Annotated in this window: 19 protein-coding genes and 2 pseudogenes; 16 read left to right on the forward strand and 5 right to left on the reverse strand. The window is 72.7% G+C overall.

The window, feature by feature from the left end:
- The first annotated feature begins 113 nt into the window (after positions 1 to 113).
- Positions 114 to 1112: an IS481 family transposase gene (locus ACRAKH_RS11035; protein WP_447009788.1), complete on the forward strand. Its 999-nt coding sequence runs from the start codon at positions 114 to 116 to the stop codon at positions 1110 to 1112.
- Here ACRAKH_RS11035 and ACRAKH_RS11040 read toward each other — a convergent pair.
- Positions 1109 to 2185 (reverse strand): AAA family ATPase, encoded by a 1077-nt coding sequence (locus tag ACRAKH_RS11040; RefSeq protein WP_447009789.1) that lies wholly within the window; start codon positions 2183 to 2185, stop codon positions 1109 to 1111. The two genes, ACRAKH_RS11035 and ACRAKH_RS11040, sit on opposite strands and share 4 nt — an antisense overlap.
- A complete protein-coding gene (gene pnuC / locus ACRAKH_RS11045) occupies positions 2182 to 2832 on the reverse strand; it encodes a nicotinamide riboside transporter PnuC (protein ID WP_380721136.1) in 651 nt (216 codons plus the stop codon). The genes ACRAKH_RS11040 and pnuC overlap by 4 nt, the downstream gene beginning before the upstream one ends.
- 46 nt (positions 2833 to 2878) lie before the next feature.
- On the opposite strand from pnuC, the gene ACRAKH_RS11050 reads away from it, so the two are divergent.
- The 9 genes and pseudogenes from ACRAKH_RS11050 (at position 2879) to ACRAKH_RS11090 (ending at position 14025) form a co-directional block, all read left to right on the forward strand.
- On the forward strand, positions 2879 to 4804 hold the full coding sequence (locus tag ACRAKH_RS11050; RefSeq protein WP_380721133.1) for an intein-containing Rv2578c family radical SAM protein: 1926 nt from the start codon (positions 2879 to 2881) through the stop codon (positions 4802 to 4804).
- Between the two features lie 67 nt (positions 4805 to 4871).
- Complete coding sequence (locus ACRAKH_RS11055; RefSeq protein ID WP_380721130.1) at positions 4872 to 5273, forward strand: nuclear transport factor 2 family protein; 402 nt, start codon at positions 4872 to 4874, stop codon at positions 5271 to 5273.
- Positions 5274 to 5345: 72 nt separating this feature from the next.
- Entirely contained in the window at positions 5346 to 5945 is a 600-nt protein-coding gene (locus tag ACRAKH_RS11060) for a TetR/AcrR family transcriptional regulator (RefSeq protein WP_380721127.1), read from the forward strand.
- Complete coding sequence (locus ACRAKH_RS11065) at positions 5942 to 6691, forward strand: TIGR03084 family metal-binding protein (RefSeq protein WP_380721124.1); 750 nt, start codon at positions 5942 to 5944, stop codon at positions 6689 to 6691. The genes ACRAKH_RS11060 and ACRAKH_RS11065 overlap by 4 nt, the downstream gene beginning before the upstream one ends.
- Positions 6692 to 6747: 56 nt before the next feature.
- Positions 6748 to 8246, forward strand: a pseudogene (locus ACRAKH_RS11070) (acyclic terpene utilization AtuA family protein).
- Positions 8243 to 9394: an acyl-CoA dehydrogenase family protein gene (locus ACRAKH_RS11075; protein ID WP_380721121.1), complete on the forward strand. Its 1152-nt coding sequence runs from the start codon at positions 8243 to 8245 to the stop codon at positions 9392 to 9394. Before ACRAKH_RS11070 ends, ACRAKH_RS11075 begins: the two are co-directional and overlap by 4 nt.
- Complete coding sequence (locus ACRAKH_RS11080; protein ID WP_380721118.1) at positions 9391 to 10986, forward strand: acyl-CoA carboxylase subunit beta; 1596 nt, start codon at positions 9391 to 9393, stop codon at positions 10984 to 10986. Before ACRAKH_RS11075 ends, ACRAKH_RS11080 begins: the two co-directional genes overlap by 4 nt.
- Before the next feature lie 7 nt (positions 10987 to 10993).
- The gene (locus ACRAKH_RS11085; protein ID WP_380721115.1) at positions 10994 to 12865 is read left to right on the forward strand and encodes an acetyl/propionyl/methylcrotonyl-CoA carboxylase subunit alpha; all 1872 of its coding nucleotides are present in this window, start codon (positions 10994 to 10996) and stop codon (positions 12863 to 12865) included.
- A gap of 2 nt (positions 12866 to 12867) precedes the next feature.
- Complete coding sequence (locus tag ACRAKH_RS11090) at positions 12868 to 14025, forward strand: acyl-CoA dehydrogenase family protein (RefSeq protein WP_380721148.1); 1158 nt, start codon at positions 12868 to 12870, stop codon at positions 14023 to 14025.
- A gap of 1 nt (position 14026) precedes the next feature.
- Here the strand turns inward: ACRAKH_RS11090 and ACRAKH_RS11095 are convergent, their stop codons facing one another.
- Positions 14027 to 14989 carry a hypothetical protein gene (locus ACRAKH_RS11095; RefSeq protein ID WP_380721113.1) on the reverse strand — a complete coding sequence of 321 codons (963 nt, stop codon included), beginning with the start codon at positions 14987 to 14989 and terminating at the stop codon, positions 14027 to 14029.
- Between the two features lie 339 nt (positions 14990 to 15328).
- Between ACRAKH_RS11095 and ACRAKH_RS11100 the strand changes: the two genes are divergently transcribed.
- From ACRAKH_RS11100 to ACRAKH_RS11110, 3 genes are all read left to right on the forward strand, one after another.
- Complete coding sequence (locus ACRAKH_RS11100; RefSeq protein ID WP_380721112.1) at positions 15329 to 15661, forward strand: hypothetical protein; 333 nt, start codon at positions 15329 to 15331, stop codon at positions 15659 to 15661.
- Positions 15662 to 15736: 75 nt separating this feature from the next.
- On the forward strand, positions 15737 to 16876 hold the full coding sequence (locus tag ACRAKH_RS11105; protein ID WP_447009790.1) for a S8 family peptidase: 1140 nt from the start codon (positions 15737 to 15739) through the stop codon (positions 16874 to 16876).
- Positions 16877 to 17012: 136 nt separating this feature from the next.
- Positions 17013 to 18134 (forward strand): S8 family peptidase, encoded by a 1122-nt coding sequence (locus ACRAKH_RS11110; protein ID WP_380721106.1) that lies wholly within the window; start codon positions 17013 to 17015, stop codon positions 18132 to 18134.
- A 1-nt stretch (position 18135) separates the two neighbouring features.
- On the opposite strand, the gene ACRAKH_RS11115 is transcribed toward ACRAKH_RS11110, so the two are convergent.
- Positions 18136 to 18600 carry a GNAT family N-acetyltransferase gene (locus ACRAKH_RS11115; RefSeq protein ID WP_380721104.1) on the reverse strand — a complete coding sequence of 155 codons (465 nt, stop codon included), beginning with the start codon at positions 18598 to 18600 and terminating at the stop codon, positions 18136 to 18138.
- A gap of 235 nt (positions 18601 to 18835) precedes the next feature.
- Between ACRAKH_RS11115 and ACRAKH_RS11120 the strand changes: the two genes are divergently transcribed.
- On the forward strand, positions 18836 to 20023 hold the full coding sequence (locus ACRAKH_RS11120) for a S8 family peptidase (RefSeq protein ID WP_380721101.1): 1188 nt from the start codon (positions 18836 to 18838) through the stop codon (positions 20021 to 20023).
- Positions 20024 to 20076: 53 nt separating this feature from the next.
- Here the strand turns inward: ACRAKH_RS11120 and ACRAKH_RS11125 are convergent, their stop codons facing one another.
- A complete protein-coding gene (locus ACRAKH_RS11125; RefSeq protein WP_380721098.1) occupies positions 20077 to 20754 on the reverse strand; it encodes a peptidylprolyl isomerase in 678 nt (225 codons plus the stop codon).
- Between the two features lie 155 nt (positions 20755 to 20909).
- Between ACRAKH_RS11125 and aspS the strand changes: the two are divergent.
- Together aspS and ACRAKH_RS11135 are read left to right on the forward strand one after the other, a co-directional pair.
- Positions 20910 to 22670: pseudogene (gene aspS / locus ACRAKH_RS11130) on the forward strand (aspartate--tRNA ligase); the annotation flags it as partial.
- A gap of 115 nt (positions 22671 to 22785) precedes the next feature.
- Entirely contained in the window at positions 22786 to 23727 is a 942-nt protein-coding gene (locus ACRAKH_RS11135) for a DUF389 domain-containing protein (protein WP_380721095.1), read from the forward strand.
- The last annotated feature ends 94 nt before the right edge of the window (positions 23728 to 23821 follow it).

Here is a 23821-nt window from a genome sequence, read left to right on the forward strand (position 1 = left end):
TGCCCTGGGAGGTTGTGGGCGGTTCGACACGTAGTCGGATGATGTTGGAATGAGGGAGGGCCTCCGGGTTCGGTGTGGATTGCGACGTCTACACCGAGCCGACGGAGGCCCTCGTGACCCACGCTAACGCACCGCTGACTCCGGCGGGCCGGCTGCGCCTGGCCCGGTGTGTCGTGGACGAGCGCTGGCCGCTGCGACGCGCGGCCGAGCGGTTCCAGGTCTCGCCGACCACCGCCGCCCGCTGGGCCGACCGCTACCGACGGTGGGGCGAGGCGGGCATGGTCGACCGCTCCAGCCGGCCCCACCGCAGCCCCCGCCGTCTGCCCACCCGCCGCGAACGCAGGATCGTCAAGGTCCGCCTGGCGCGGCGGTGGGGTCCGGCCCGCATCGCCTACCTGCTCGGGCTGAACCCCTCCACGGTGCACCGGGTGCTGCGCCGTTTCGGCCTGGCCCGCCTGGCGCACCTGGACCGCGCCACCGCCGTACCGGTGCGGCGCTACGAACACGCCGCGCCGGGCGACCTGGTCCACGTCGACATCAAGAAGCTGGGCAACATCCCCGACGGCGGCGGCCACAAAGTGCACGGACGCCGGGCCGGCGGGCGCAACAGCTCCGCCCACCGCGACCCGGACAGGCCGCGCAAGGTCCACGGCCGCCCCAACCTCGGCTACGCCTACCTGCACAACGCCGTGGACGACCACAGCAGGCTGGCCTACACCGAGATCCTGCCCGACGAGACCAAGGAAACCGCGGTCGCGTTCTGGACCAGAGCCCAGACGTTCTTCCAGGCCGGTGGCATCACGGTCAAGCGGGTGCTGACCGACAACGGCTCCTGCTACCGCTCACACCTGTGGCGCGACACCCTCACCCACGCCGGCATCACCCACAAACGCACCCGCGCCTACCGACCCCAGACCAACGGCAAGGTCGAACGCTTCAACCGCACCCTGCTCGACGAATGGGCCTACGCCCAGCCCTACCCATCCGAAACCGAACGACGAGCCGCACTGCCACACTGGCTGCACACCTACAACCACCACCGCGGCCACACCGCACTCCACGGCCAACCACCCGCCAGCCGCGTCCCCAACCTCACAGGACAGAACATCTAGCCCAGGGGGTCGGCGAACCGGAAGTGCCGGGCCACCGCCTCCTCGCACGCCTCCAGCGCCTGCGCCAGCCGCTGCTCGCGCGACCCGGTGACCAGCCGCCACGGCACGCCCCGCGCGGCCAGGCCGGTCCGGAACTCGTCCGTCATCCACGCGCGCAGGTGCTCGCCGTCCCGCCACCCGTCCTGCTCGAACGGCACGCCGACGTGGTCGGTCAGCAGGTACAGGGCGGGGCGGGGGGCGTCCGGCGCGATGTCCGGGTGCGGCGCGCCGAGGTACCGGTGGCCCCACACGGTCGCCGCCCACGGGTCGTTGTCGCACACGAGCACCGGCCCGGTCACGGCGGCGTCGGAGAGCTCCCGCTGCCGGCGCGCCACGTCCTGGAAGTCGCCGACCGTCCACACGAGATCGTCGACGGTCGCCGCCGGGTCGAACGCGCGGGCGGCGGCCAGCTTCAGCTCCGTGTGCTCGCGGCCGTACTCGGGCACCCAGGGCGCGTCCAGCGCCGCCGCCAGGTCGCGCGACAACGTCGTGGTGCCCGTGCTCTCCGCTCCCAGCACCACGATCCGGGCGCACAGCCCGACGCGGGTCGCCGGCGCGAGGTGCCGCCACCGTCCGCGCGGGTCGGCGCGGACCGCGGTGCCGGACACGGGGTGCGCGGCCCGGTCGAGGTCGACCAGGACGTGCCGGGCGCCGAGCCGCTTGGCCATCTCGTCGCCGTACGCCTCGCTGGAGAACACCGCGTCGACCGCCGCCGCCGACGGGTCGCCGTCGCGGATGGCCCGCCGCGCGAGCACCGCCCGCGCCACGCCCATGTGCAGCTCCCACACGGCGTCGCTGTGGAAGTCCATCTCGTGGTCGTCCACGTCGCCGAGCACGGCGAGGCCGGGCGTGCCCGCGTGCTCGGCGCGCAGCCACGCCACCCGGTCGGCCACCGGGATGGACTCCGCGCTCGACGCCAGCACGGTCACGGTGGTCCGCCTGCTGCGCGCGGCGGCGGTGCGGATCAGGTGGTGGTGGCCGGCGTGCGGCGGGTAGAACTTGCCGAGCACCAGCGCGTGGTCGAAGTCCGTCACGCGGCGACCAGCTCGTCGCGCTCGTCCTGGCGCAGCGCCTTGGTCCAGTTGCGCAGCCCGAGCACGCACAGGGCCATGAAGCCGACGTAGAGGATCGCGGTCAGCCACAGGTCCTTGTAGGCGTACAACGGAACGTAGATCACGTCCGCGGCGATCCACAGCCACCAGCACTCGACCTTCTTGCGCGTCTGGCCCCACGTGGCCAGCAGCGAGACGACGGTGGTCACGGAGTCCGCCCAGGGCACCGTCGAGTTGCTGAACGAGGTGAGCACCCACACCAGGAGCAGCGTCCCCGCCACACCCGCCGCGAGCAGCCACAGCCACTGCGCGCGGGACGTCCGGGTGACGGGCAGGGGTGTCCGCTCGACCCCGCCGCGCAGCCAGGCCCACCAGCCGTACAACGCCAGCGCCACGTAGACGACCTGGAGCCCCGAGTCCGCGTACAGGCCGCTCGTCGCGAACAGGACCAGGAACGCGAGGTTGTTCAGGATGCCGATAGGCCAGTTCCACGGGTTCTGCCTGGCCACGAGCCAGACGCACAGCGCGCCGGTGATGAACCCGGCGACCTCGCCCCAGCTCGTGGAGACGCCGGCGAAGGTCACCGCGGGGGTGTTGAAGGGCCACAGGATGACGTCCAGTGCTGACACGGGCACTCCGTTTGACCGTAGTTCGAACACGTGTTCGAATGTGGACATGCGATGGGACGGGCAGAAGGATGGGGCTGACCGGCAGCAGGCTCTGCCGGGGTTGCCGGGACTGGTGCGCAGCGTACGAACCCCCGACTTCGCCGACGTCGTGTTCCACGAGGTGAACGCCAAGTCCGTGCTCAACCGGGTCCAGGGCGCCGGGTCCGGCAAGGGCGGCGGCCTGCCGTTCTCGTGGACGGTCAACCCGTACCGGGGCTGCACGCACGGCTGCACGTACTGCCTGACCGGCGACACGCCCGTCCTGCTGGCGGACGGCCGCACCAAGCCGATCGCCGACCTGTCCGTCGGCGAGGAGGTGTTCGGCACGTCCGAGGGCCGGTTCGTGGTGACGCGCGTGCGCGCGCACTGGAAGACCACCAAGCCCGCGTACCGGCTCACGCTGAGCGACGGCACGCGCGTCGTGGCGGGCGGCGACCACCGGTTCCTCACCGACGAGGGCTGGAAGCACGTCACGCCCGGCCGGTGCGAGGACTTCGAGGAGCGGCCGTACCTGGTGAAGGGCGCGCTGCTGGTCGGGACGGGCCGGTTCGCCACGCCGCCCGCGCACTCCGACGAGTACCGCGAGGGCTACCTGTGGGGTGTGGTGCGCGGCGGCCTGCCCCACCACCCCGACGTGCTGGCGCGGGTGCGCGAGTTCGCCGGCGGCCGGGTGCCGCGGGAGAACGAGCTGGTCGAGTGGCCGACGACGCCGGGGGAGGAGTGGTCGAAGGGGTTCCTGGCGGGCCTGTTCGACGCGCGCGGCAGCTCCACGGGCGGCGAGCTCGTGATGTCCAGCGCGGACAGCGCGGTGTTCGAGGCGGCGGTGCTGGCGCTGGCGCGGCTGCGCGTGTCGCACGTCGTCGAGGTGCGCGGCGTGCGGGTCGTCGGCGGCCTGGCCGAACGGCTGCGGTTCCTGCACCTGGTGGGCCCGGCGATCCCGCGCGGCAACGCGGTGGAGGGCGCGGAGGTGCCCGTGACGTCCCGCCTGGCCGTGGTGGCGGTGGAGTCGCTGGGCGTGACGCGGACGTTGTACGACATCACCACGGGCACCGGCGACTTCGTGGCGAACGGGCTGGTCAGCCACAACTGCTTCGCCCGCAACACGCACACGTACCTCGACCTCGACGCGGGGCGCGACTTCGACACCCAGGTCGTGGTGAAGGTCAACGCGGTCGACGTGCTGCGGGCGCAGCTGCGGTCGCCCCGGTGGCGGCGCGAGCACGTGGCGATGGGCACGAACACCGACCCGTACCAGCGGGCCGAGGGCCGGTACGCGCTGATGCCGGGCATCATCCGGGCGCTCGCGGACTCCGGCACGCCGTTCTCCATCCTGACGAAGGGGACCGTGCTGGCGCGGGACCTCCCGTTGCTCGCCGAGGCGGCGTCGTCGGTGCCGGTGGGGATCGGGGTGTCGCTGGCGTTGCTGGACCGGGAGCTGCAGTCGGGGCTGGAGCCGGGCACGCCCAGCCCGCAGGCCCGGCTGGAGCTGGTGCGCCGCATCCGTGACGCCGGGTTGCCGTGCGGTGTGTTCGTCGCGCCCGTGCTGCCGTGGCTGACGGACTCGGAGGAGCAGTTGGACGAGCTGCTGGCGTCCATCGCGGCGACGGGCGCCACCGGCGTCACCGTGCTGCCGCTGCACCTGCGGCCGGGCGCGCGCGAGTGGTTCGCCCGGTGGCTGGTGCGGGAGCGGCCGGACCTGGCCGGCCGGTACCGCGAGCTGTACGCGCGGGGGTCCTACGTGGACGCCAGGTACCGCCGTCGGCTGGCGGACCGCATCACGCCCCTGCTGGTCCGCCACGGCCTGGAACCGCGCGGCAAGCGCGAGGCGGTCGGCGTCCCGGGCGACGACGAGGGCCTGTGGCCGGACGGCAGCCTGCCCGCTGCTGCCACCCCGTCCGCGCCCGTGGACCAAGGACAACTGACCCTTCTCTGACCAGCTCTCCCGGGCCGGGACCGGTCGCGCGCACGGCTACCGTACGGCGTACGGTACAATGTACGACATGAGTGCTGTGCCGGGTAGTGGAGCGGGGTTCGTGCCGACCGACGACGACGTGGCGGGCGTGCTCGCGTGGTTCGAGCAGTGGGACGCCTTGGCCGTCGCCAAGGACGTCGAGGCGATGGCCGACATGGCGTTGTTCCCCGTCAACGCGGTGACCGACGGGTCGGCGCAGTCGTGGGACCGCGAACGGTTCCTCTACGACATGGCGGCGTCCCTGGGGGAGGGCGACGTGCGGATGGAGTCGGTCCGCACGCCGGTCTTCGTCACCGCGGACCTGGTGTTCGTGATCACCGACGCGACCATCACCGCCGGGGAGTTCTCGCAGGTCGTGCGGTACGGCGACCTGCTGGTGAAGAAGGACGGCCGGTGGCTGTTCCAGACGATGGTCCAAGGCGGGTGGTGACCGGCCGCCGGCGGGTCCGGGCAACTAACAATCAGTCTTGACTGTTTGTTAGTTGCCCGGAACACTCGCCGCATGGCCACCGAGACGAGGCCGCGGGAAGTGCGGCGGCAGGCGGACCGCAGCCGCGAGACCCGCCGCAAGCTCATGGAGTCGACCGTGGAGTGCCTGGTCGAGCGGGGCTGGGCGGGCACGACGACCACCGTCGTCGCCGAGCGCGCGGGCGTGTCCCGCGGCGCCCAGCTGCACCACTTCCGCACCCGCGGCGAGCTGGTCGCCGCCGCGGTGGAGCACCTGGGCGCGGAGAGCGTCCTGCACCTCAAGGAGCGCGCGCGGGAGGTCAACGGCAGCACGGTCGCGGTGGTCGAGCTGATCGCCGACTTCTACGCCAGCGACCTGTTCACCGCCGCCCTCGAACTGTGGGTCGCCGCCCGCACCGACCCCGACCTCAAGACCGTGGTGGTGCCGCTGGAGGCCCGCCTGGGTCGCGAGACGCACCGCCTGGCCGTGGAGCTGCTGAACGCCGACGAGACCAAGCCGGGCGTCCGCGAAGCCGTGCAGATCACCCTCGACCTGGTGCGCGGCCTGGCCCTGGCCAACCAGCTCACCGACGACGGCAAGCGGCGCAAGCGGATCATCCGGCACTGGGCGCGAACGCTGGAGGATGCGCTGTGATCAACGAGATCCTGATCGACCTGCACACCGAGAGCGAGGTGCTGGACGCCCTCGTCGCCCCGCTGGACGACTGGTCGGTCCCCACCCCCGCGCCGGGCTGGACGATCGCCCACCAGATCAGCCACCTGCACTGGACCGACCGGATCGCCGGGCTCGCCGCGCGCGACCCCGAGGCGTTCGCCGAGGAGCTGGAGCGGGCCACGCCGGACATGGTGGACGAGGGCGCGCGCGAGCCGGTCACGCTGGAGCAGTGGCGGGCGGGCCGCAACGAGTTGGCCGACGCGCTGCGCGCCGTGCCGGAGGGGCGGAAGGTGCCGTGGTTCGGCCCGCCGATGAGCCCCGCGTCGATGGCCACCGCCCGGTTGATGGAGACCTGGGCGCACGGCCAGGACGTGGCCGACGCGCTCGGCGTCACCCGTGAGCCGACCAACCGGCTGAAGCACGTCGCGCACATCGCGGTCCGCGCGTTCGGCTACGCGTTCATGGTCAACGGCCTTCCCGTGCCCGAGGTCCCGGTCCGGGTGGAGCTGCTCGGGCCGGAGGGCGACCTGTGGACGTGGGGCCCGGCGGACGCCGAGGACCGGATCACCGGCCCCGCGCTGGACTTCTGCCTGCTGGCCACGCGCCGCAGGCACCGCGACGACCTCGCCGTCACGGCCGTCGGCGACCACGCCGAGGCGTGGCTGCCCATCGCGCAGGCGTTCGCGGGTCCGCCCGGCCCCGGTCGGGAGAAGGGTCAGCCGTGATCCGGATCGGCAACGCCTCCGGCTTCTACGGCGACCGGTTCTCCGCCGTCCGGGAGATGCTGACGGGCGGCGACCTCGACGTGCTGACCGGCGACTACCTGGCCGAGCTGACCATGCTCATCCTCGGCCGCGACCGGGTGAGGGACGCGAGCCTCGGCTACGCCCGCACGTTCCTGCGGCAGCTGGAGGAGAACCTGGCCGACGCGCTGGCGCGGGGCGTCAAGATCGTCTCCAACGCGGGCGGGCTGAACCCGGAGGGCCTGGCGGAGGCGATCGACGGGCTCGGGCTCGGCGCGAAGGTCGCCCACGTGACCGGGGACGACCTGCGCGACCGGTTCCCGGAGGCGTTGACCGCCAACGCCTACCTGGGCGCGTGGGGCATCGCCGAGTGCCTGAACGCGGGGGCGGACGTCGTCGTCACCGGCCGCGTCACGGACGCGTCGCTGGTCGTCGGACCCGCCGCGGCGCACCACGGCTGGGGCCGCGAGGACTGGGACGCGCTGGCGGGCGCGACGGTCGCGGGGCACGTGCTGGAGTGCGGCACGCAGGCCACCGGCGGCAACTACTCGTTCTTCACGTCGATCGACGCGACCCGACCCGGTTTCCCGATCGCCGAGGTCGAGGCGGACGGGTCGTCGCTGATCACCAAGCACGACGGCACGGGCGGCGCGGTCACCGTGGACACCGTCACCGCCCAGCTGCTCTACGAGATCGGCGCCCCGGCCTACCTAGGCCCGGACGTGGTGAGCCACTTCGACACGATCCGGCTCGACCCGCACGACCGGGGCGTCCGGATCTCCGGGGTGAAGGGCTCGCCGCCGCCGGACACGCTCAAGGTCTGCCTCAACACCCTGGGCGGTTTCCGGAACTCCACCACGTTCGTGCTCACCGGCCTGGACGTGGAGGCGAAGGCGAACCTGGTCCGCCACCAGCTCGAACAGGCCCTTGGCGGTGACGACCTGACGTGGGTGTTGGCGCGCACCGACCACGTCGACGCGGACACCGAGGAGACCGCGAGCGCGCTGCTGCACGTGACGATCAAGACGGCGGACCCCAAGCGGGCCAAGGCGTTCTCGCGCGCGGGCATCGAGCTGGCGCTCGGGTCGTACCCCGGCTTCCACGTCACCGCGCCGCCCGGCGACGGCACGCCGTTCGGCGTCTACCGGGCCGCGTCCGTGCCGCGGGCGTCGGTGCGGCACCAGGCCGTGCTGCCGGACGGGAAGGTGGTCGAGGTATGAGGGTTCCCCTGGGCACGATCGCCGGCGCGCGTTCCGGCGACAAGGGTGGTGACGCCAACCTCGGCGTGTGGGTGCGCACGGACGCGCAGTACGAGTGGCTGCGCGCGGAACTCACCGTCGAGCGGCTGAAGGAGCTGCTGCCGGAGGCGGGTGACGTCGAGCGCCACGAGCTGCCGAACCTCAAGGCGCTGAACTTCGTGCTGCACGGCCTGCTCGGCGACGGCGTGGCGTCGTCCACCCGGTTCGACCCGCAGGCCAAGGCGCTGGGCGAGTGGCTGCGCGCCCGCCACGTGGACCTCCCGGAGGCGCTGCTGTGACCACGTCGGAGCTGTTCGAGACGCCCGAGCGCCGCGACCTCCGCGCCACCGTGCGGACGTTCACCGAGCGGGAGGTCGTGCCGCACCTGGCCGACTGGGAACGGACCGGGGAGCTGCCGCGCGAGCTGCACCGCGCGGCCGCGCGGGTCGGCCTGCTGGGCATCGGGTTCCCGGAGCACGTCGGCGGCGCGGGCGACCTGCTCGACACCGTCGTGGTCACCGAGGAGCTGATCCAGGCCGGCGGGTCGTCCGGGCTGGTCGCGGGCCTGCTCACGCACGGCATCGCGGTGCCGCACATCGTGGACGCGGGCGACCCGCGCCTGATCGACCGGTTCGTGCGGCCGACGCTGGACGGTGAGCTGATCGGGTCGCTCGCCATCACCGAACCTGGTGGCGGCTCGGACGTGGCGGCGTTGCGCACCACCGCCCGGCGCGACGGCGACCGCTACGTGGTGAACGGTGCGAAGGCGTTCATCACCTCGGGTGACCGGGCGGACTTCGTCACGACGGCCGTGCGCACCGGCGGTCCCGGCTACGGCGGCGTGAGCCTGCTCGTCGTGGAGAAGGGCACGCCCGGCTTCACCGTGGACCGCAGGCTGGACAAGATGGGCTGGCACTGCTCGGACACCGCCGATCTGTCCTTCGTGGACGCGCGGGTGCCGGTGGCGAACCTGGTCGGCGAGGAGAACGGCGGGTTCGCGCTCGTCATGCGCCAGTTCCAGGTGGAGCGGATCTCGCTGGCCGTGCAGGCGTACGCGACGGCGCAGCGCGCGCTCGACCTCACCGTCGCGTACACGCGGCAGCGGGAGACGTTCGGCAAGCCGCTCATCGCCCGCCAGGTCGTCAGCCACAAGCTGGTGGAGATGGCGCAGCGCGTCGACCTCGCCCGCACGTACACCCGCGAGGTCGCGGTCAGGGCGTCGCGCGGGCAGGAAGTCGTGGCGCAGGTGTGCTTCGCGAAGAACGCGGCCGTCGAGGCTTGCTCGTTCGTCGTGGACGCCGCGGTGCAGCTGCACGGCGGCGCGGGCTACCTGCGCGGCGCCGAGGTCGAGCGGCACTACCGGGACGCGCGCATCCTCGGCATCGGGGGCGGCGCGACCGAGGTGATGACCGAACTGGCCGCGAGGCGATTGGGGTACACGGCATGACGACGTTGCGGACCGCGCTGGACAGCCGGTCGCCCGAGTACGCCGAGAACCGCGAGGCGTTGCTGGCCCGGCTCGCCGAGCTGGACGCCGAGCACGCCAAGGCGCTCGCGGGCGGCGGCCCCAAGTACACCGAGCGGCACCACGAGCGCGGCAAGCTCCTGGCACGGGAGCGGATCGAGCTGCTGGTCGACCAGGACAGCCCGTTCCTCGAACTGTCGCCGCTGGCCGCGTGGGGCACGGACTACCCGGTCGGCGCGAGCGTCGTCACGGGCATCGGCGTGGTCGAGGGCGTCGAGTGCGTGATCGTCGCCAACGACCCGACCGTGCGCGGCGGCGCGAGCAACCCGTGGACGCTGCGCAAGACGTTCCGGGCCAACGACATCGCGGCGCAGAACCGGCTGCCGCTGATCGGCCTGGTCGAGTCCGGCGGCGCGGACCTGCCGAGCCAGAGCGAGATCTTCATCCCCGGCGGCCGGGCGTTCCGCGACCTGACCAGGCTGTCCGCGGCCGGTGTCCCGACCGTCAGCACGGTGTTCGGCAACGCCACCGCGGGCGGCGCGTACGTGCCGGGCATGTCCGACTACGTGATCATGATCAAGGACCGCTCGAAGGTGTTCCTCGGCGGCCCGCCGCTGGTCAGGATGGCCACCGGCGAGGAGTCCGACGACGAGTCGCTGGGCGGCGCCCGGATGCACGGCACGACGTCCGGTCTGGCCGACTTCGTCGCCGAGGACGAGGTGGACGCGATCCGGCTGACCCGCCGCGTGGTCGCCCGGCTCAACCGGCGCAAGCTCGGCCCCGCGCCGAAGCCGGTGGAGCCGCCCCGGTACGACGAGGAGGACCTCCTCGGGCTCGTGCCGACGGACCCGCGCGTGCCGTTCGACCCGCGCGAGGTGATCGCCCGGATCGTGGACGGCTCCCGGTTCGACGAGTTCAAGCCCGACTACGGGAACAGCCTGGTCACCGGGTGGGCGGACCTGCACGGCTACCCGATCGGCGTGCTGGCCAACGCCCGCGGCGTGCTGTTCAGCGAGGAAGCGCAGAAGGCCACCCAGTTCATCCAGCTCGCCAACGCGAGCGACACCCCGTTGCTGTTCCTCCAGAACACCACCGGGTACATGGTCGGCGCGCGGTACGAGCAGGGCGGCATCATCAAGCACGGCGCGATGATGATCAACGCGGTGTCGAACAGCACGGTGCCGCACCTGACCGTGGTGATGGGCGCGTCCTACGGCGCGGGCAACTACGGCATGTGCGGCCGGGCCTACGACCCCAGGTTCCTGTTCACCTGGCCGAACGCCAAGTCCGCCGTCATGGGGCCGAAGCAGCTCGCGGGCGTGCTGTCGATCGTCGCGCGGCAGGCCGCCGCCGCGAAGGGGCAGGACTACGACGAGGAGCACGACGCGGCCATGCGGCAGATGGTCGAGGGGCAGATCGAGCAGCAGTCCGTGGCCGCGTTCCTGTCCGGCCGGCTCTACGACGACGGCGTCATCGACCCCCGCGACACCCGCACGGTGCTCGGGCTCTGCCTGTCCGCCATCCACAGCGGACCGATCAAGGGCGCCGACGGCTACGGCGTCTTCCGGATGTGAGGACGCCATGATCCGCAAGCTGTTGGTCGCCAACCGCGGCGAGATCGCCCGCCGGGTGATCCGGACGTGCCGCGAGGTCGGCGTCTCGCCCGTGGCCGTGTTCTCCGACCCCGACGAGCACGCGCCGCACGTCCGCGAGGCCGACGCCGCCGTGCGCCTGCCCGGCGCGGCGCCCCACGAGACCTACCTGCGCGGCGACGCCCTGGTGGCCGCCGCGCTCGCCGCCGGCGCGGACGCCGTGCACCCCGGCTACGGGTTCCTGTCCGAGAACGCGTCCTTCGCGCGCGCGGTGCTGGCGGCCGGGCTCACGTGGGTCGGCCCGGACCCGGACGTCATCGACGCGATGGCCTCCAAGGTGGCGGCGAAGAAGAGGATGGCGGCGGCGGGCGTGCCCGTGCTGCCGGAGCTGGACCCCGAGTCGGCGGACGAGTTCCCGTTGCTGGTCAAGGCGTCCGCAGGCGGTGGCGGGCGCGGCATGCGGGTGGTGCGGTCCGCCGCGGAGCTGGCCGACCAGGTCGCCGCCGCCCGCCGGGAGGCCGAGTCCGCGTTCGGCGACGGCACGGTGTTCTGCGAGCCGCTGCTGGAGCACGCCCGGCACGTCGAGGTCCAGGTGCTGGCCGACGCGCACGGCACGGTGTGGGCGCTGGGCGAGCGGGAGTGCTCCATCCAGCGCCGGCACCAGAAGATCATCGAGGAGACGCCGAGCCCGGCCGTGACGCCGCAGGCGCGGGAACGGCTGTTCACCGCGGCCACCAGAGCCGCCGAGGCGATCGGGTACGTCGGCGCGGGCACGGTGGAGTTCCTGTACACCGACGACGGCTCCTTCCACTTCCTGGAGGTCAACACCCGGCTCCAGGTCGAGCACCCGGTCACCGAGGAGGTGTTCGGCCTCGACCTCGTCGCCTGGCAGCTGGCCGTCGCCGAGGGCGCGCGGCTGCCGGCCGACCCGCCGGTCCCGCACGGCCACGCCGTCGAGGCCCGGCTCTACGCCGAGGACCCGGCGCGGGACTGGCGGCCGTCGAGCGGCACCGTGCACCGGTTCGCCGTGCCCGGCGGGGTGCGCGTCGACAGCGGCGTGGAGGACGGCAGCGAGGTCGGCGTGCACTACGACCCGATGCTGGCCAAGGTGATCGCGTGGGCGCCGACCCGGCACGCGGCGGTCCGCAAGCTGGCCGCCGCGCTGGACCGGGCCGAGCTGCACGGCCTCGTCACCAACCGGGACCTCCTGGTGCGCACGCTGCGGCACCCGGAGTTCGAGGCGGGCAACACCCACACCGGGTTCCTCGACCAGCACGGCCTCACCACGCCGGAACCGGTGGACGTGCGGCCCGCCGCGCTGGCCGCCGCCCTCGCGCTGGCCGAACGGCGGCGCACGGCGCTGCCGCTGGGGTGGCGGAACGTCCCGTCGCAGCCGCAGCGGGCGGCGTTCGAGCACGGCGACGACGTGGTCGAGGTCGACTACCGGCACACCCGGTCCGGCGTGGAGACGAGCCTCGACCTGACCGTCGTGGCGGCCTCGCCGGACGCGGTGACGGTGGAGCGGGACGGGGTGCGCACGACGTTCCCGGTCGCGGTGCACGGGGACCGGGTGGAGGTGGGCGCGGTGTCGCTCAGGCTCCGGCCGCGGTTCCCCGAGCCGGAGGCCGGGGTCGCCGAGGGCGCGACCGTCGCGCCGATGCCCGGCACCGTCGTCCGGGTGGCGGTCGCACCGGGGCAGGTGGTCGCGCCGGGCGCGGAGCTGCTCGTGCTGGAAGCCATGAAGATGGAGCACCGCGTGCTGGCCGCCACCGGCGGCACCGTCGCCGCGGTGCTCGTGCGGGCAGGTCAACAGGTCGATGCGGGCGACGTGCTCGCGGTGGTTGGGGAGGCCCGGTCGTGACGATCAACTTCACCGAGGGCGAGGAGCGGCGGGCGTTGCGCGAGGCCGTCGCCGCCCTCGCCCGCAAGTACGGCCACGAGTACTTCACCGCCAAGGCGCGCGCGGGGGAGAAGACCGACGAGCTGTGGGCCGAGGCGGGCAGGCTCGGCTACCTCGGCGTGGCCGTGCCCGAGGAGTACGGCGGCGGTGGCGGCGGCATCGGCGACCTGGCCGCCGTGTGCGAGGAGCTGGCCGCCGGCGGCTGCCCGCTGCTGCTGACCGTGGTCTCGCCCGCCATCTGCGCGACCGTGATCGCCCGGTTCGGCACGGACGCGCAGAAGCGGCGGTGGCTGCCGGGGTTCGCCGACGGCACCACCAAGATGGGGTTCGCCATCACCGAGCCGGACGCGGGCTCCAACTCGCACAAGCTCACCACCGCCATCCGCCGCGACGGCGACGAGTGGGTCCTCAACGGCGGCAAGTACTACATCTCCGGCGTGGACGAGGTCGAGGCCGTCCTGGTGGTGGCCCGGCACGTCGACGCGACCGGGCAGCGGCTCCTGCCGTCGCTGATGATCGTGCCCACGGACGCGCCCGGCTTCACCTACCGGCACATCCCGATGGAGGTGGTGTCGCCGGAGAAGCAGTTCACCTGCTTCTTCGACGACGTGCGCCTGCCGTCGGACGCGCTGGTCGGCACGGAGGACGGCGGCCTGGCCCAGCTGTTCGCCGGCCTCAACCCGGAGCGGATCATGGCGGCGTCGTTCGCCACCGGCATGGCCCGCCGCGCACTCGACCAGGCGAGCGAGTACGCCCGCACCAGGACCGTCTGGGACACGCCGATCGGCGCGCACCAGGGCATCGCGCACCCGTTGGCGCAGTGCGCGATCCAGGTCGAGCTGGCGAGGCTGATGACCCAGAAGGCCGCGGCTCTCTACGACGCTGGGGAGGACCGGGCTGCTGGAGAGGCGGCCAACATGGCCAAGTACGCGGCGGGGGAGGCGGTGGCGGCGGCGGTGGACCAGGCCATCCAGGTGCACGGCGGCAACGGGCTGTCGTCCGAGTACGGTCTCGGCGCCCTGCTGGCCGCGTCCCGGTTGTCCCGCATCGCGCCGGTCAGCCGGGAAATGATCCTGAACTTCGTGGCGCAGCACACGCTGGGGTTGCCGCGCTCCTATTGAGTCAGGTCCATTCCCAGCGCAAGCCGACCACGCCGGGACCGAAGTCGAGTGCGACCGCGTACGCGTAGCCCCAGGTGTCCACCGGGGTCTCGCGCACGTCGGTGGGTTCTCCACCGGTCAAACCGGTCGTGAATTGTTCACAACGTGCGGGTCGACACCGTGAGTCGTACCGGACCTCCAGGACGTACTCGCGAACGGGGTGTCGGAAGCGCCGCGAGTGCGTGTTGTCGAACGTCGGGTGGTGCGGGGCGACGTGGATCAGCTCGTACTCGATCGCGGTCCGCTCGCCTCGGCGCAGCGGGCGGTCGAGCAGCAGTTCGGCGACCATCAGACCGTTGCGCGGGTCGGCGGAAACCCGCCCCAGTCTGCACGACCGCAACGTGCCGATGACCGGCAGCGGGTCGCCGGGCAGCCGGGTGTCGTAGCCCAGGAGCACCCGGTCCACGCCCGCGCGCTCGGCGCGCAGCACCTGCCGCGACCGCACCCGGCGGGTGCTGCCGTCCATCGCCAGCTCCACCTGGTCGCGCAGGCTGAGCCGGGTGAGGTCCTGGTCGGTGCTGGTGTCGACGTCGGCCAGCAGCTCGGCGATCGTCGCGTAGTCGTTCTCGCCGACCCAGCCCTCCGGGCCGGACACGCGGGAGCGGGGCCGGGCCTTGCCGCGGGGGCGCGGCGGCCCGAGCAGGCTGCTCAGCCCGCCCTCGCCGACGTCCAGGATCTCCTCGAGGTGCCTGACGGCGGTGAGCGAGTCCGGCCGCTCGGGCCGCCTCCGGCCGGACTGCCAGTAGCTCAGCGCGGCGATGCTGACCGCCACCCCGCGCGCCCGCAGCTTGTGCTGGACGCGTTCGAGGCTGAGCCCTTTCGCCCTGATCGCCGCACGCAATGCTTCCGCGAAGGGGTCGGCCCCCGCGTCGATCCGTCGGGGATCGCGTAGCCGCGAATCCGGTCCGACGACTGGCGTGGTCATCTTCGCTCCGTTCTTCCGAGGACAAGGCGAGCGACGTTATCGTGGGAAATCGCCGGCGCGGTACAGCCGATCGGGTTTCCCGCTGTGAATTTGACCGAATCGGACGGCGCAATCGCGTTGCCGGGTGGAAAGTTTGAAATCTCATTAACAGCGGCGGTGTGAAGGGTCGGCGGGGTCGATTGCCGCACCGGACTGGGACGTCTGGTCCCTTCCGGGTACGCGAAGCAGCCCATAACCTCGGACGTGGGGTGACGCGGACCACACCCCACGCGGTCGCGCGTGTTCGCCCAACTGTGAACGGGATGCGCTCGGTGGTCCCCGCCGGAGAACGGAACGCCTATGCGCAAAGTCACGTTGACCGGGCGAGCGGACGTCCTGCCGATCGGATATGCCCTGGTAGGGGCGATCCCGCCGGTCGGTGACGGCATGATCGGCGACCGCGGCCGGCCTAACGAGACGCGCAACGGATACGCGCACTCGCTGAAGGACTTCTCCGCGGTGGCGTCGAACGCGCGCACTTCTTGTTTCGACGACACGTTCGACCGTATTTTCTCCACAGCGTTGAATCGCTTCTCAATCACGTTGTCGTCGCACGCCGCCGGGCGACCGGTCGCGACCGGCGCCGCCGGCGCCCACCGAACCGGCCCGCGTCGTCGGGCTCCCGCCGGCTGACCGGAGTTCGGCACACTGGCAGCCCCGGCGCGTGATCCGCGCCGAGGTCTCCCCCCACCCCGCGAAGGAAGCCGCATGCGCAAGCTCTTACCGGGTCTCGCCGTAGCCGCCCTGACCGTCACCCTGCTCGCCACGCCCGCCCACGCCGAAGGCGTCGTCCTGCACGCCGGCTCACCCACCGCGGTGCCCGGCAGTTACCTCGTCAAGCTCAAGGACACGACCACCGCCTCCGCCGTCACCACCACCGTCGCCACCCGGTTCGACGCGGCGGTGACGCGCAGGTTCCCCGCGTTCGGCGGTTTCGCCGCGACGCTCACCCCGAAGCAGGCCCGCCGGCTCGCCGCCGACCCGGCCGTCGAGTACGTCGAGCAGGACCAGGTGGTGCACGCCAACGCCACCCAGACCGGCGCGCCGTGGGGCCTCGACCGGATCGACCAGCGCGCCCTGCCGCTGAGCACCACCTACGGCTACACCACCGTCGGCTCGGGCGTCACCGCGTACGTCATCGACACGGGCATCAGGGTCACGCACGCGGAGTTCGGCGGGCGCGCCGTCCACGGCTACGACGCCGTCGACAACGACGCCGTCGCCCAGGACGACAACGGGCACGGCACGCACGTCGCGGGAATCATCGCGGGCCGCACGCACGGCGTCGCCAAGGGCGTGCGCGCGGTCGCCGTGCGGGTGCTCAACGGCCAGGGCAGCGGCACCATCGCCGGTGTCGTCGCGGGCGTGGACTGGGTGACCCGGAACGCGGCCCGCCCCGCCGTGGCCAACTTCAGCCTCGGCGGCTCGGCGTCGGTCGCGCTGGACGACGCCGTGCGCCGGCTGGTCGCCTCCGGCGTCACCGCGTCCGTCACGGCGGGCGGCAGCGGCGGCAGCGTCGCGAACGTCTCGCCCGCCCGGGTCGTGGAGGCGCTGACGTCCGGCGCCACCACCCAGGCCGACGCGAGGGCGTCGTTCTCCAACTACGGCGCCGGCGTGGACCTGTACGCGCCCGGCGTCGGCATCACGTCGGCGTGGCACACGGGCGACACCGCCACCAACACCCTCAGCGGCACGTCGATGGCGACCGGGTTCGTCACCGGCGTCGCCGCCCGGTTGCTCCAGTCGAACCGCGCGGCCACCCCGGCCGAGGTGCACGCCGAGATCGTGCGCGAGGCCACGCCCCTGCCGTGGGGCGGTCGGCTCCTGCACTGGTCGCCCGCCAGGTAGCCCGCCGCGGGCCCCGGCGACGAACACCCCGCGACGGAACACCCCGCGACGGAACACCCCGCGAAGGCCCGCTCGCGAAGGACTTCCCGCGAAGGACCCTCCACGCAAGGCCCCTTCCCTGCAAAGGACCCCTGCCATGCGCAAGCTGTTGACCGGCCTGGGCGTCGCCGCCCTCGCCGCCGCCACCCTGACCACCCCCGCCCACGCCGAAGGCGCCGTGCTGCACGCGGGATCGGCCACCGCCGTCCCCGGCAGCTACGTCGTCAAGCTGAAGGACCCCGCGGCGTCCGCCGTCGCGGCCCCGTTCGACGGACAGGTCACCCGCACGTACCCCGCGTTCGGCGGCTTCGCCGCGACGCTCACGCCCCGGCAGGCCCGCCGGCTCGCCGCCGACCCGGCCATCGAGTACGTCGAGCAGGACCAGACCGTGCGCGCCCACACCACCCAGCTCAACCCGCCGTGGGGACTCGACCGGATCGACCAGCGAGCCCTGCCCGTGGACGGCAGGTACACCTACACGTCCACCGGTGCGCGCACCAGGGCGTACGTGATCGACACGGGCGTCCGGTCCACGCACGGCGAGATCACCGGTCGTTCCTGCGCCGGGCACGACGTGATCGACAACGACAGCGTCCCGCAGGACGACAACGGCCACGGCACCGCCATCGCGTCCCTCATCGCGGGCCGCGTGAACGGTGTCGCCAAGGAAGCCCTGGTGTGCGGCGTGCGGGTGCTCAACGGCGCCGGCAGCGGCACGACCTCGGGCGTCATCGCGGGCATCGACTGGGTGGCCCGCAACCACGTCAAGCCCGCCTCGGCCAACCTCAGCCTGGGCGGCGGTCCGTCCACCGCGATCGACGACGCGGTGCGCCGGCTGATCGCCGCGGGCGTCACCGCGTCCGTGACCGCCGGCGGCAGCAACGCCAACGCCGCCAACTTCTCCCCGGCGCGGGTGCCGGAGGCCATCACGTCCGGCGCGTCCACCCGCACCGACACCAGGGCCTCGTTCTCCAACTACGGCGCCGTGGTCGACGTGTACGCGCTGGGCGTCGGCATCACCGTCGCGTGGCACAGCGGCGACACCGCGACGAACACGATCAGCGGCACGTCGCTGTCGACGGCGTACGTCACCGGGGTGACCTTGCGGTACCTCCAGCTCAACCCCTCGGCGACGCCCGCGCAGGTGCACGCGGCGGTCGTCGCCGAGTCGACGCCGCTGTCGTGGGGCCGGCTGCTGCACTGGCCGCCGACCCGGTGACCTACCCGTTCGCCGTGCCGGTGAGGTGAGCGGTCGGGGCGAGCTCGTGGCGCATCACGAGCTCGCCGCCGTCCACCTCGCCGGTGTCGGCGAACCCGAACGCCGCGTACAGGCCGCGGGCCACCGCGTTGCCCGGCACGACGCTCAGCACCAGCTCGGTGCGCCCCTCGGCGCGCGCGACGTCGGCGATCGCGGCCAGGCCCTTGCGCCCCAGCCCGCGGCCCTGCGCCCGGCGGTCGATCATGAACCGGACGATGTGCAGCTCCCGCGGCCGGTCGCGCTCCAGGAGCGTGAACCCGACCAGGTCCGTTCCGCTGTACAGCGCAAGCGGCTCCAACTTCGGGCGGTGGATCCAGGCGTCCGCGATGGACTTGAGGTTCGTCGCGACGAACGTCCGCTGCTCTTCGTGGACCTCGAGGCCGATGACGGCCCGGTAGTTGTCCTCGGTGACCGGTTCCAAACGCATGAGCGGACGGTAGCGCCAGGGTCACGCCGGCGCGCCCGGATTTTGGGAACCCGCAGGTCAGGTCGATTGTTGACGGAGGGGGCATAACTGGCAAATGTTCACACTTCCGAGTTAACCCCGACGATGCCTACGTTGTGACCGTCAGCGAGGGCAAGGTGGCCCAACGTCACCCCCGAGCCCTGCAAGCTCCTCGGGGTGCGGTTGGGGTCACCGTTTCGGAAGAACGGAAGTCCGCATGCGACAGTCACGACAGGTCCGGTTCCTGGCCGGCGTCGGGGCGACGGCGCTCGCCGTCACCGCGACCTCCCTGTTGGCCGCCCCGGCCCAGGCCGCCGAGGGCGAGATCCGCGCCGCCGACGCCGCGCACAAGGTCCAGAACCACTTCATCGTCAAGCTGAAGGACGGCTCGGCCACGTCCGCGGAGAGCCTCGCCGGCCAGTACGGCGGCAAGGTCGACACCGTGTTCCGCAGCGCGCTCAACGGCTTCGCCGTGACGCTGCCCGAGGCGGCGGCCAAGCGGCTCGCGGCCAACCCGGCCGTCGAGTACGTCGAGCAGGACCAGGTCTTCCACACCCAGGCGACGCAGACCAACCCGCCGTCGTGGGGCCTCAACCGCATCGACCAGCGCAACCTGCCGCTGGACACGTCCTACAGCTACACCTCCACCGGCTCGGGCGTGAACGTCTACGTCATCGACACCGGCGTGCGGATCAGCCACAGCACGTTCGGCGGCCGCGCCCGCAACGGCTACGACGCCGTCGAGAACGACAGCGTCGCCCAGGACGGCAACGGCCACGGCACGCACGTCGCCGGCACCATCGCGGGCAGCCAGTACGGCGTCGCCAAGGGCGCGACCGTCTACGGCGTCCGCGTGCTGAACAACGCCGGCAGCGGCACCACCGCCGACGTCGTCGAGGGCATCGACTGGGTGACCAGCAACCACGTCAAGCCGGCCGTGGCCAACATGAGCCTCGGCGGCGGCGCGTCCACCACGATCGACGCGGCCGTGCGCCGCTCGGTCGCGGCGGGCGTCACCTACGCCCTCGCGGCGGGCAACAGCAACGCCAACGCGGCCAACTACTCGCCGGCCCGCGTGACCGAGGCGATCACCGTCGGCGCGACCACCAGCACCGACGCGCGTGCCAGCTACTCGAACTACGGCACCGTGCTCGACATCTTCGCGCCGGGCTCGTCGATCACCTCGGCGTGGCACACCGGTGACACCGCCACCAACACCATCAGCGGCACCTCGATGGCGACCCCGCACGTCGCCGGCGCGGCGGCCCGCTACCTGCAGGCCAACCGCGCGGCGACCCCGGCCCAGGTGGCGAGCTACCTGGTCGGCCAGTCGACGCTGAGCAAGGTGACCAACCCGGGCACCGGTTCCCCGAACCGCCTGCTCTACCTGGCGCCCACCGCCTGACGTCACGCACGTGAGCACCGGGGCCGTCCCTTCGGGGGCGGCCCCGGTCGCGTTCAGGCGGGCTCCACCGCCAGGAAGACCAGCGACGTGGCCGGCTCGCCGTCACCCTCGGTGTACCCGGTGCCGGGGATGACGCCGCCCGCGGCGACCGCGTCGACGACGTCCATGCCGACCGTGACCCGGCCGATCACCGGGAAGTCGGCGCTGATCAGCGGGCTGTCCCGGTAGACGATGAAGAACTGGCTGCCGTTGGTGCCCGGTCCCGCGTTGGCCATCGCGACCACACCGCGCGTGTAGCCGCCGGTCTTCGCGGTCGGGTCGTCGAACGTGTACCCGGGAGTGCCGACCTCGTTGTCGTCCGTGTCGCCGCACTGGAGCACCCAGATGCCCTCCACCGTGAGCCGGTGGCACGACGTGGACCGGTACGACCCGTTCCCGACCAGGTGGCGGACGCTGTTCACCGAGCACGGCGCGCTCGCGGCGTCCAGCTCCACGTCGACCCGGCCCCGGTTGGTGTCGATGCGGACGGTGTGGGTGCCGCCGGCGGGCGCCAGGCCGTCCTCGGGAGGGTTCCGCCGGTACCGCGGCTCGCCGGTGACCAGCGGGTACTCGCAGCCGACCGTCGGCACGGGCGCGGGCGGCGCCGAACCCGCCACCGGCCGGCCGGGGACCACCGTCGTGCACGCGGTCGTCAACAGGATCAGGGCGCTCACGAGCAGGCGTCTGGCCACGTCAGGATCGTAGAGCGCGCCGAGCGGCCTCCGGGGCCGTTCGAGCCGGGGCCTCCGCGCGGACCCGGCAAACCTGGTGGCGGAGGCCGGGGGGCCGTTGGCTAGCCTTGACCATTAGTCGTCAGTCGAGCCGACCCCCGAGGAGAGCAGTACCCGTGATGCGCACGCACGAGGCCGGGACGCTCCGCGCCGAGCACGCCGGGCAGTCCGTCACCCTGACCGGGTGGGTGGCCCGCAGGCGCGATCACGGTGGGGTGATCTTCATCGACTTCCGGGACGCCTCCGGTGTCGCCCAGGTCGTCTTCCGCGAGGGCGAGATGGCCGAGCGGGCGCACAAGCTGCGCTCCGAGTACGTGGTCAAGGTCGTCGGCGACGTGACCCGCCGCCCCGAGGGCAGCGAGAACCCCGACCTCCCCACCGGTGACATCGAGGTCTACGCCACCGAGCTGGAGGTGCTCAACGAGGCGGCCCCGCTGCCGTTCCAGCTGGACGAGCACCTGGAGGTCGGCGAGGAGGCGCGGCTGCGCCACCGCTACCTCGACCTCCGCCGCAGCGGCCCGGCCAAGGCCATGCGGCTGCGCAGCGAGGCCAACCGGATCGCCCGCGAGGTGCTGCACGCCGAGAAGTTCGTCGAGGTCGAGACCCCGACCCTGACCCGTTCCACCCCGGAGGGCGCGCGCGACTTCCTCGTGCCCGCCCGCCTGCGCCCCGGCTCCTGGTACGCCCTGCCGCAGTCCCCGCAGCTGTTCAAGCAGCTGCTCATGGTCGGCGGCCTGGAGCGGTACTACCAGATCGCCCGCTGCTACCGGGACGAGGACTTCCGCGCCGACCGGCAGCCCGAGTTCACCCAGCTCGACATCGAGATGAGCTTCGTCGAGCAGGACGACGTGATCGCGCTCGGCGAGAAGATCATCTCCGCGCTGTGGCAGGGGCTGGCCGACCACGAGATCGCCCGGCCGTTCCGCCGCATCTCCTACGCCGAGGCGATGGCCAAGTACGGCACCGACAAGCCGGACCTGCGCTTCGGCCTCGAGCTCACCGAGCTGACCGACTACTTCAAGGACACCCCGTTCCGGGTGTTCCAGGCGGCGTACGTCGGCGCGGTCGTCATGCCCGGTGGCGCGTCGCAGCCCCGCCGCACGCTCGACGCGTGGCAGGAGTGGGCCAAGCAGCGCGGTGCCCGCGGGCTGGCGTACGTGCTGGTCAACGAGGACGGCACGCTCGGCGGCCCCGTGGCCAAGAACCTGTCCGACGCCGAGCGCGACGGGCTGGCCAAGGCCGTCGGCGCGAACCCCGGTGACTGCGTCTTCTTCGGCGCGGGCGACCCGGACGGCGCGCGCGCCCTGCTCGGCGCGGCCCGCGTGGAGATCGCGCACCGCGTCGGCCTGATCGACGAGAACGCCTGGTCGTTCGTGTGGGTCGTGGACTTCCCGATGTTCGAGGCCGTCGACAAGATCGGCGACGACGTGGCGGTCGGCAGCGGCAAGTGGACCGCCCTGCACCACGCGTTCACCTCGCCCACGCCGGAGTGGATCGACCGGTTCGAGGAGGACCCGGGCAACGCCCTGGCCTACGCCTACGACATCGTCTGCAACGGCAACGAGATCGGCGGCGGGTCGATCCGTATCCACCGCGCCGACGTGCAGCAGCGGGCGTTCCAGGTCATGGGCATCTCGCCCGAGGAGGCGCAGGAGAAGTTCGGCTTCCTGCTCGACGCGTTCAAGTACGGCGCGCCGCCGCACGGCGGCATCGCGTTCGGCTGGGACCGGATCGCCATGCTGCTCGGCGGGTTCGACTCGATCCGCGAGGTGATCGCGTTCCCGAAGAGCGGCGGCGGCTACGACCCGCTGACCGCCGCGCCCGCGCCGATCACGCCGCAGCAGCGCAAGGAGGCGGGCGTGGACGCCAAGCCCGCGCCCGAGAAGTCCGGTGCCGAGAAGTCCGGTGCTGCGAAGTCCGCGCCCGAGAAGTCCGCGCCCGAGAAGTCCGCGCCCGAGAAGTCCGGCGCGGAGAAGACGGCGCAGTAAGGCCGTGCTGCACCTGCGCGCCATCTGCCCGCCGGACCGCACCGACGCGGTGCTGGTGGCGCTGAAGGAGCACCCCGGGGTGACGCACGTCGTGCTGCTGCGCGGCGCGGCGATCGACCCCGCGGGTGACGTCGTGGAAGCCGACGTCGCCAGGGAGGCCACCGACGTGGTCGTGTCCTCCCTGTGCGACCTCGGCGTCGACCGCGCCGGCGGGGTCACGCTGGAGCAGATCGACACCGCCCTGTCCGACGCCGCCGACCGCGCCGAGGAAGCCGCGCCCGGCGAGGCCGCGGACGCCGTCGTGTGGGAGGAACTGCTCGCCCGCACCGGCGAGGAGTCCCGCCTCAACGTCACGTTCCTGTCGTTCCTGACCATCGCGTGCCTGCTCGCGGCGGTCGGCGTGGTGACGAACTCGCCGGTCACCATCGTCGGCGCCATGGTCGTCGGACCCGAGTTCGGCCCGCTCGCCGCGATCGCCGTCGGCCTCGTGCTGCGGCGCTGGGACCTGGTCCGCCGGGCCGCCACCGGGCTCGCCGTCGGGTTCCCCGTCGCCATGGCCATCACGGCGGTCGCCGCGTTCGCCGGCTCCTACACCGACCTGTTCGACCGGGACATGGTGCTGTCCGCGCACGAGGTCGACTTCGTGTTCCAGGTCGGGCCGTTCTCGCTCATCGTGGCGCTGCTCGCGGGCGCCGCCGGGATGCTCTCCATGACGTCGGCGAAGTCCGCGGCGCTCGTCGGCGTGTTCATTTCGGTCACCACCGTGCCCGCCGCCGGCTACGCCGCCGTGGCCGCCGTTCTCGGTGAGTGGGACATATGCCTCCAGTCCGTGGCACAGCTCGCGGTGAACCTCGTCGGCATCGTCGCGGCGGCGGCGCTGGTCCTGGCCGTGCGCAACCGGCGCGGCCGGGTCCACGACCTGGGACGACCCCTCGCGAGCGGCTGACCGGGTCCTCATTTCCACAAAAGGTGGTGACGGGCGGTGGGTGAGCATTACCGTCACGGTGCCCGGACGGGTTCTGTCAGGTCGGTGGCCACCG

The sequence above is a fragment of the Saccharothrix hoggarensis genome (assembly GCF_052936025.1).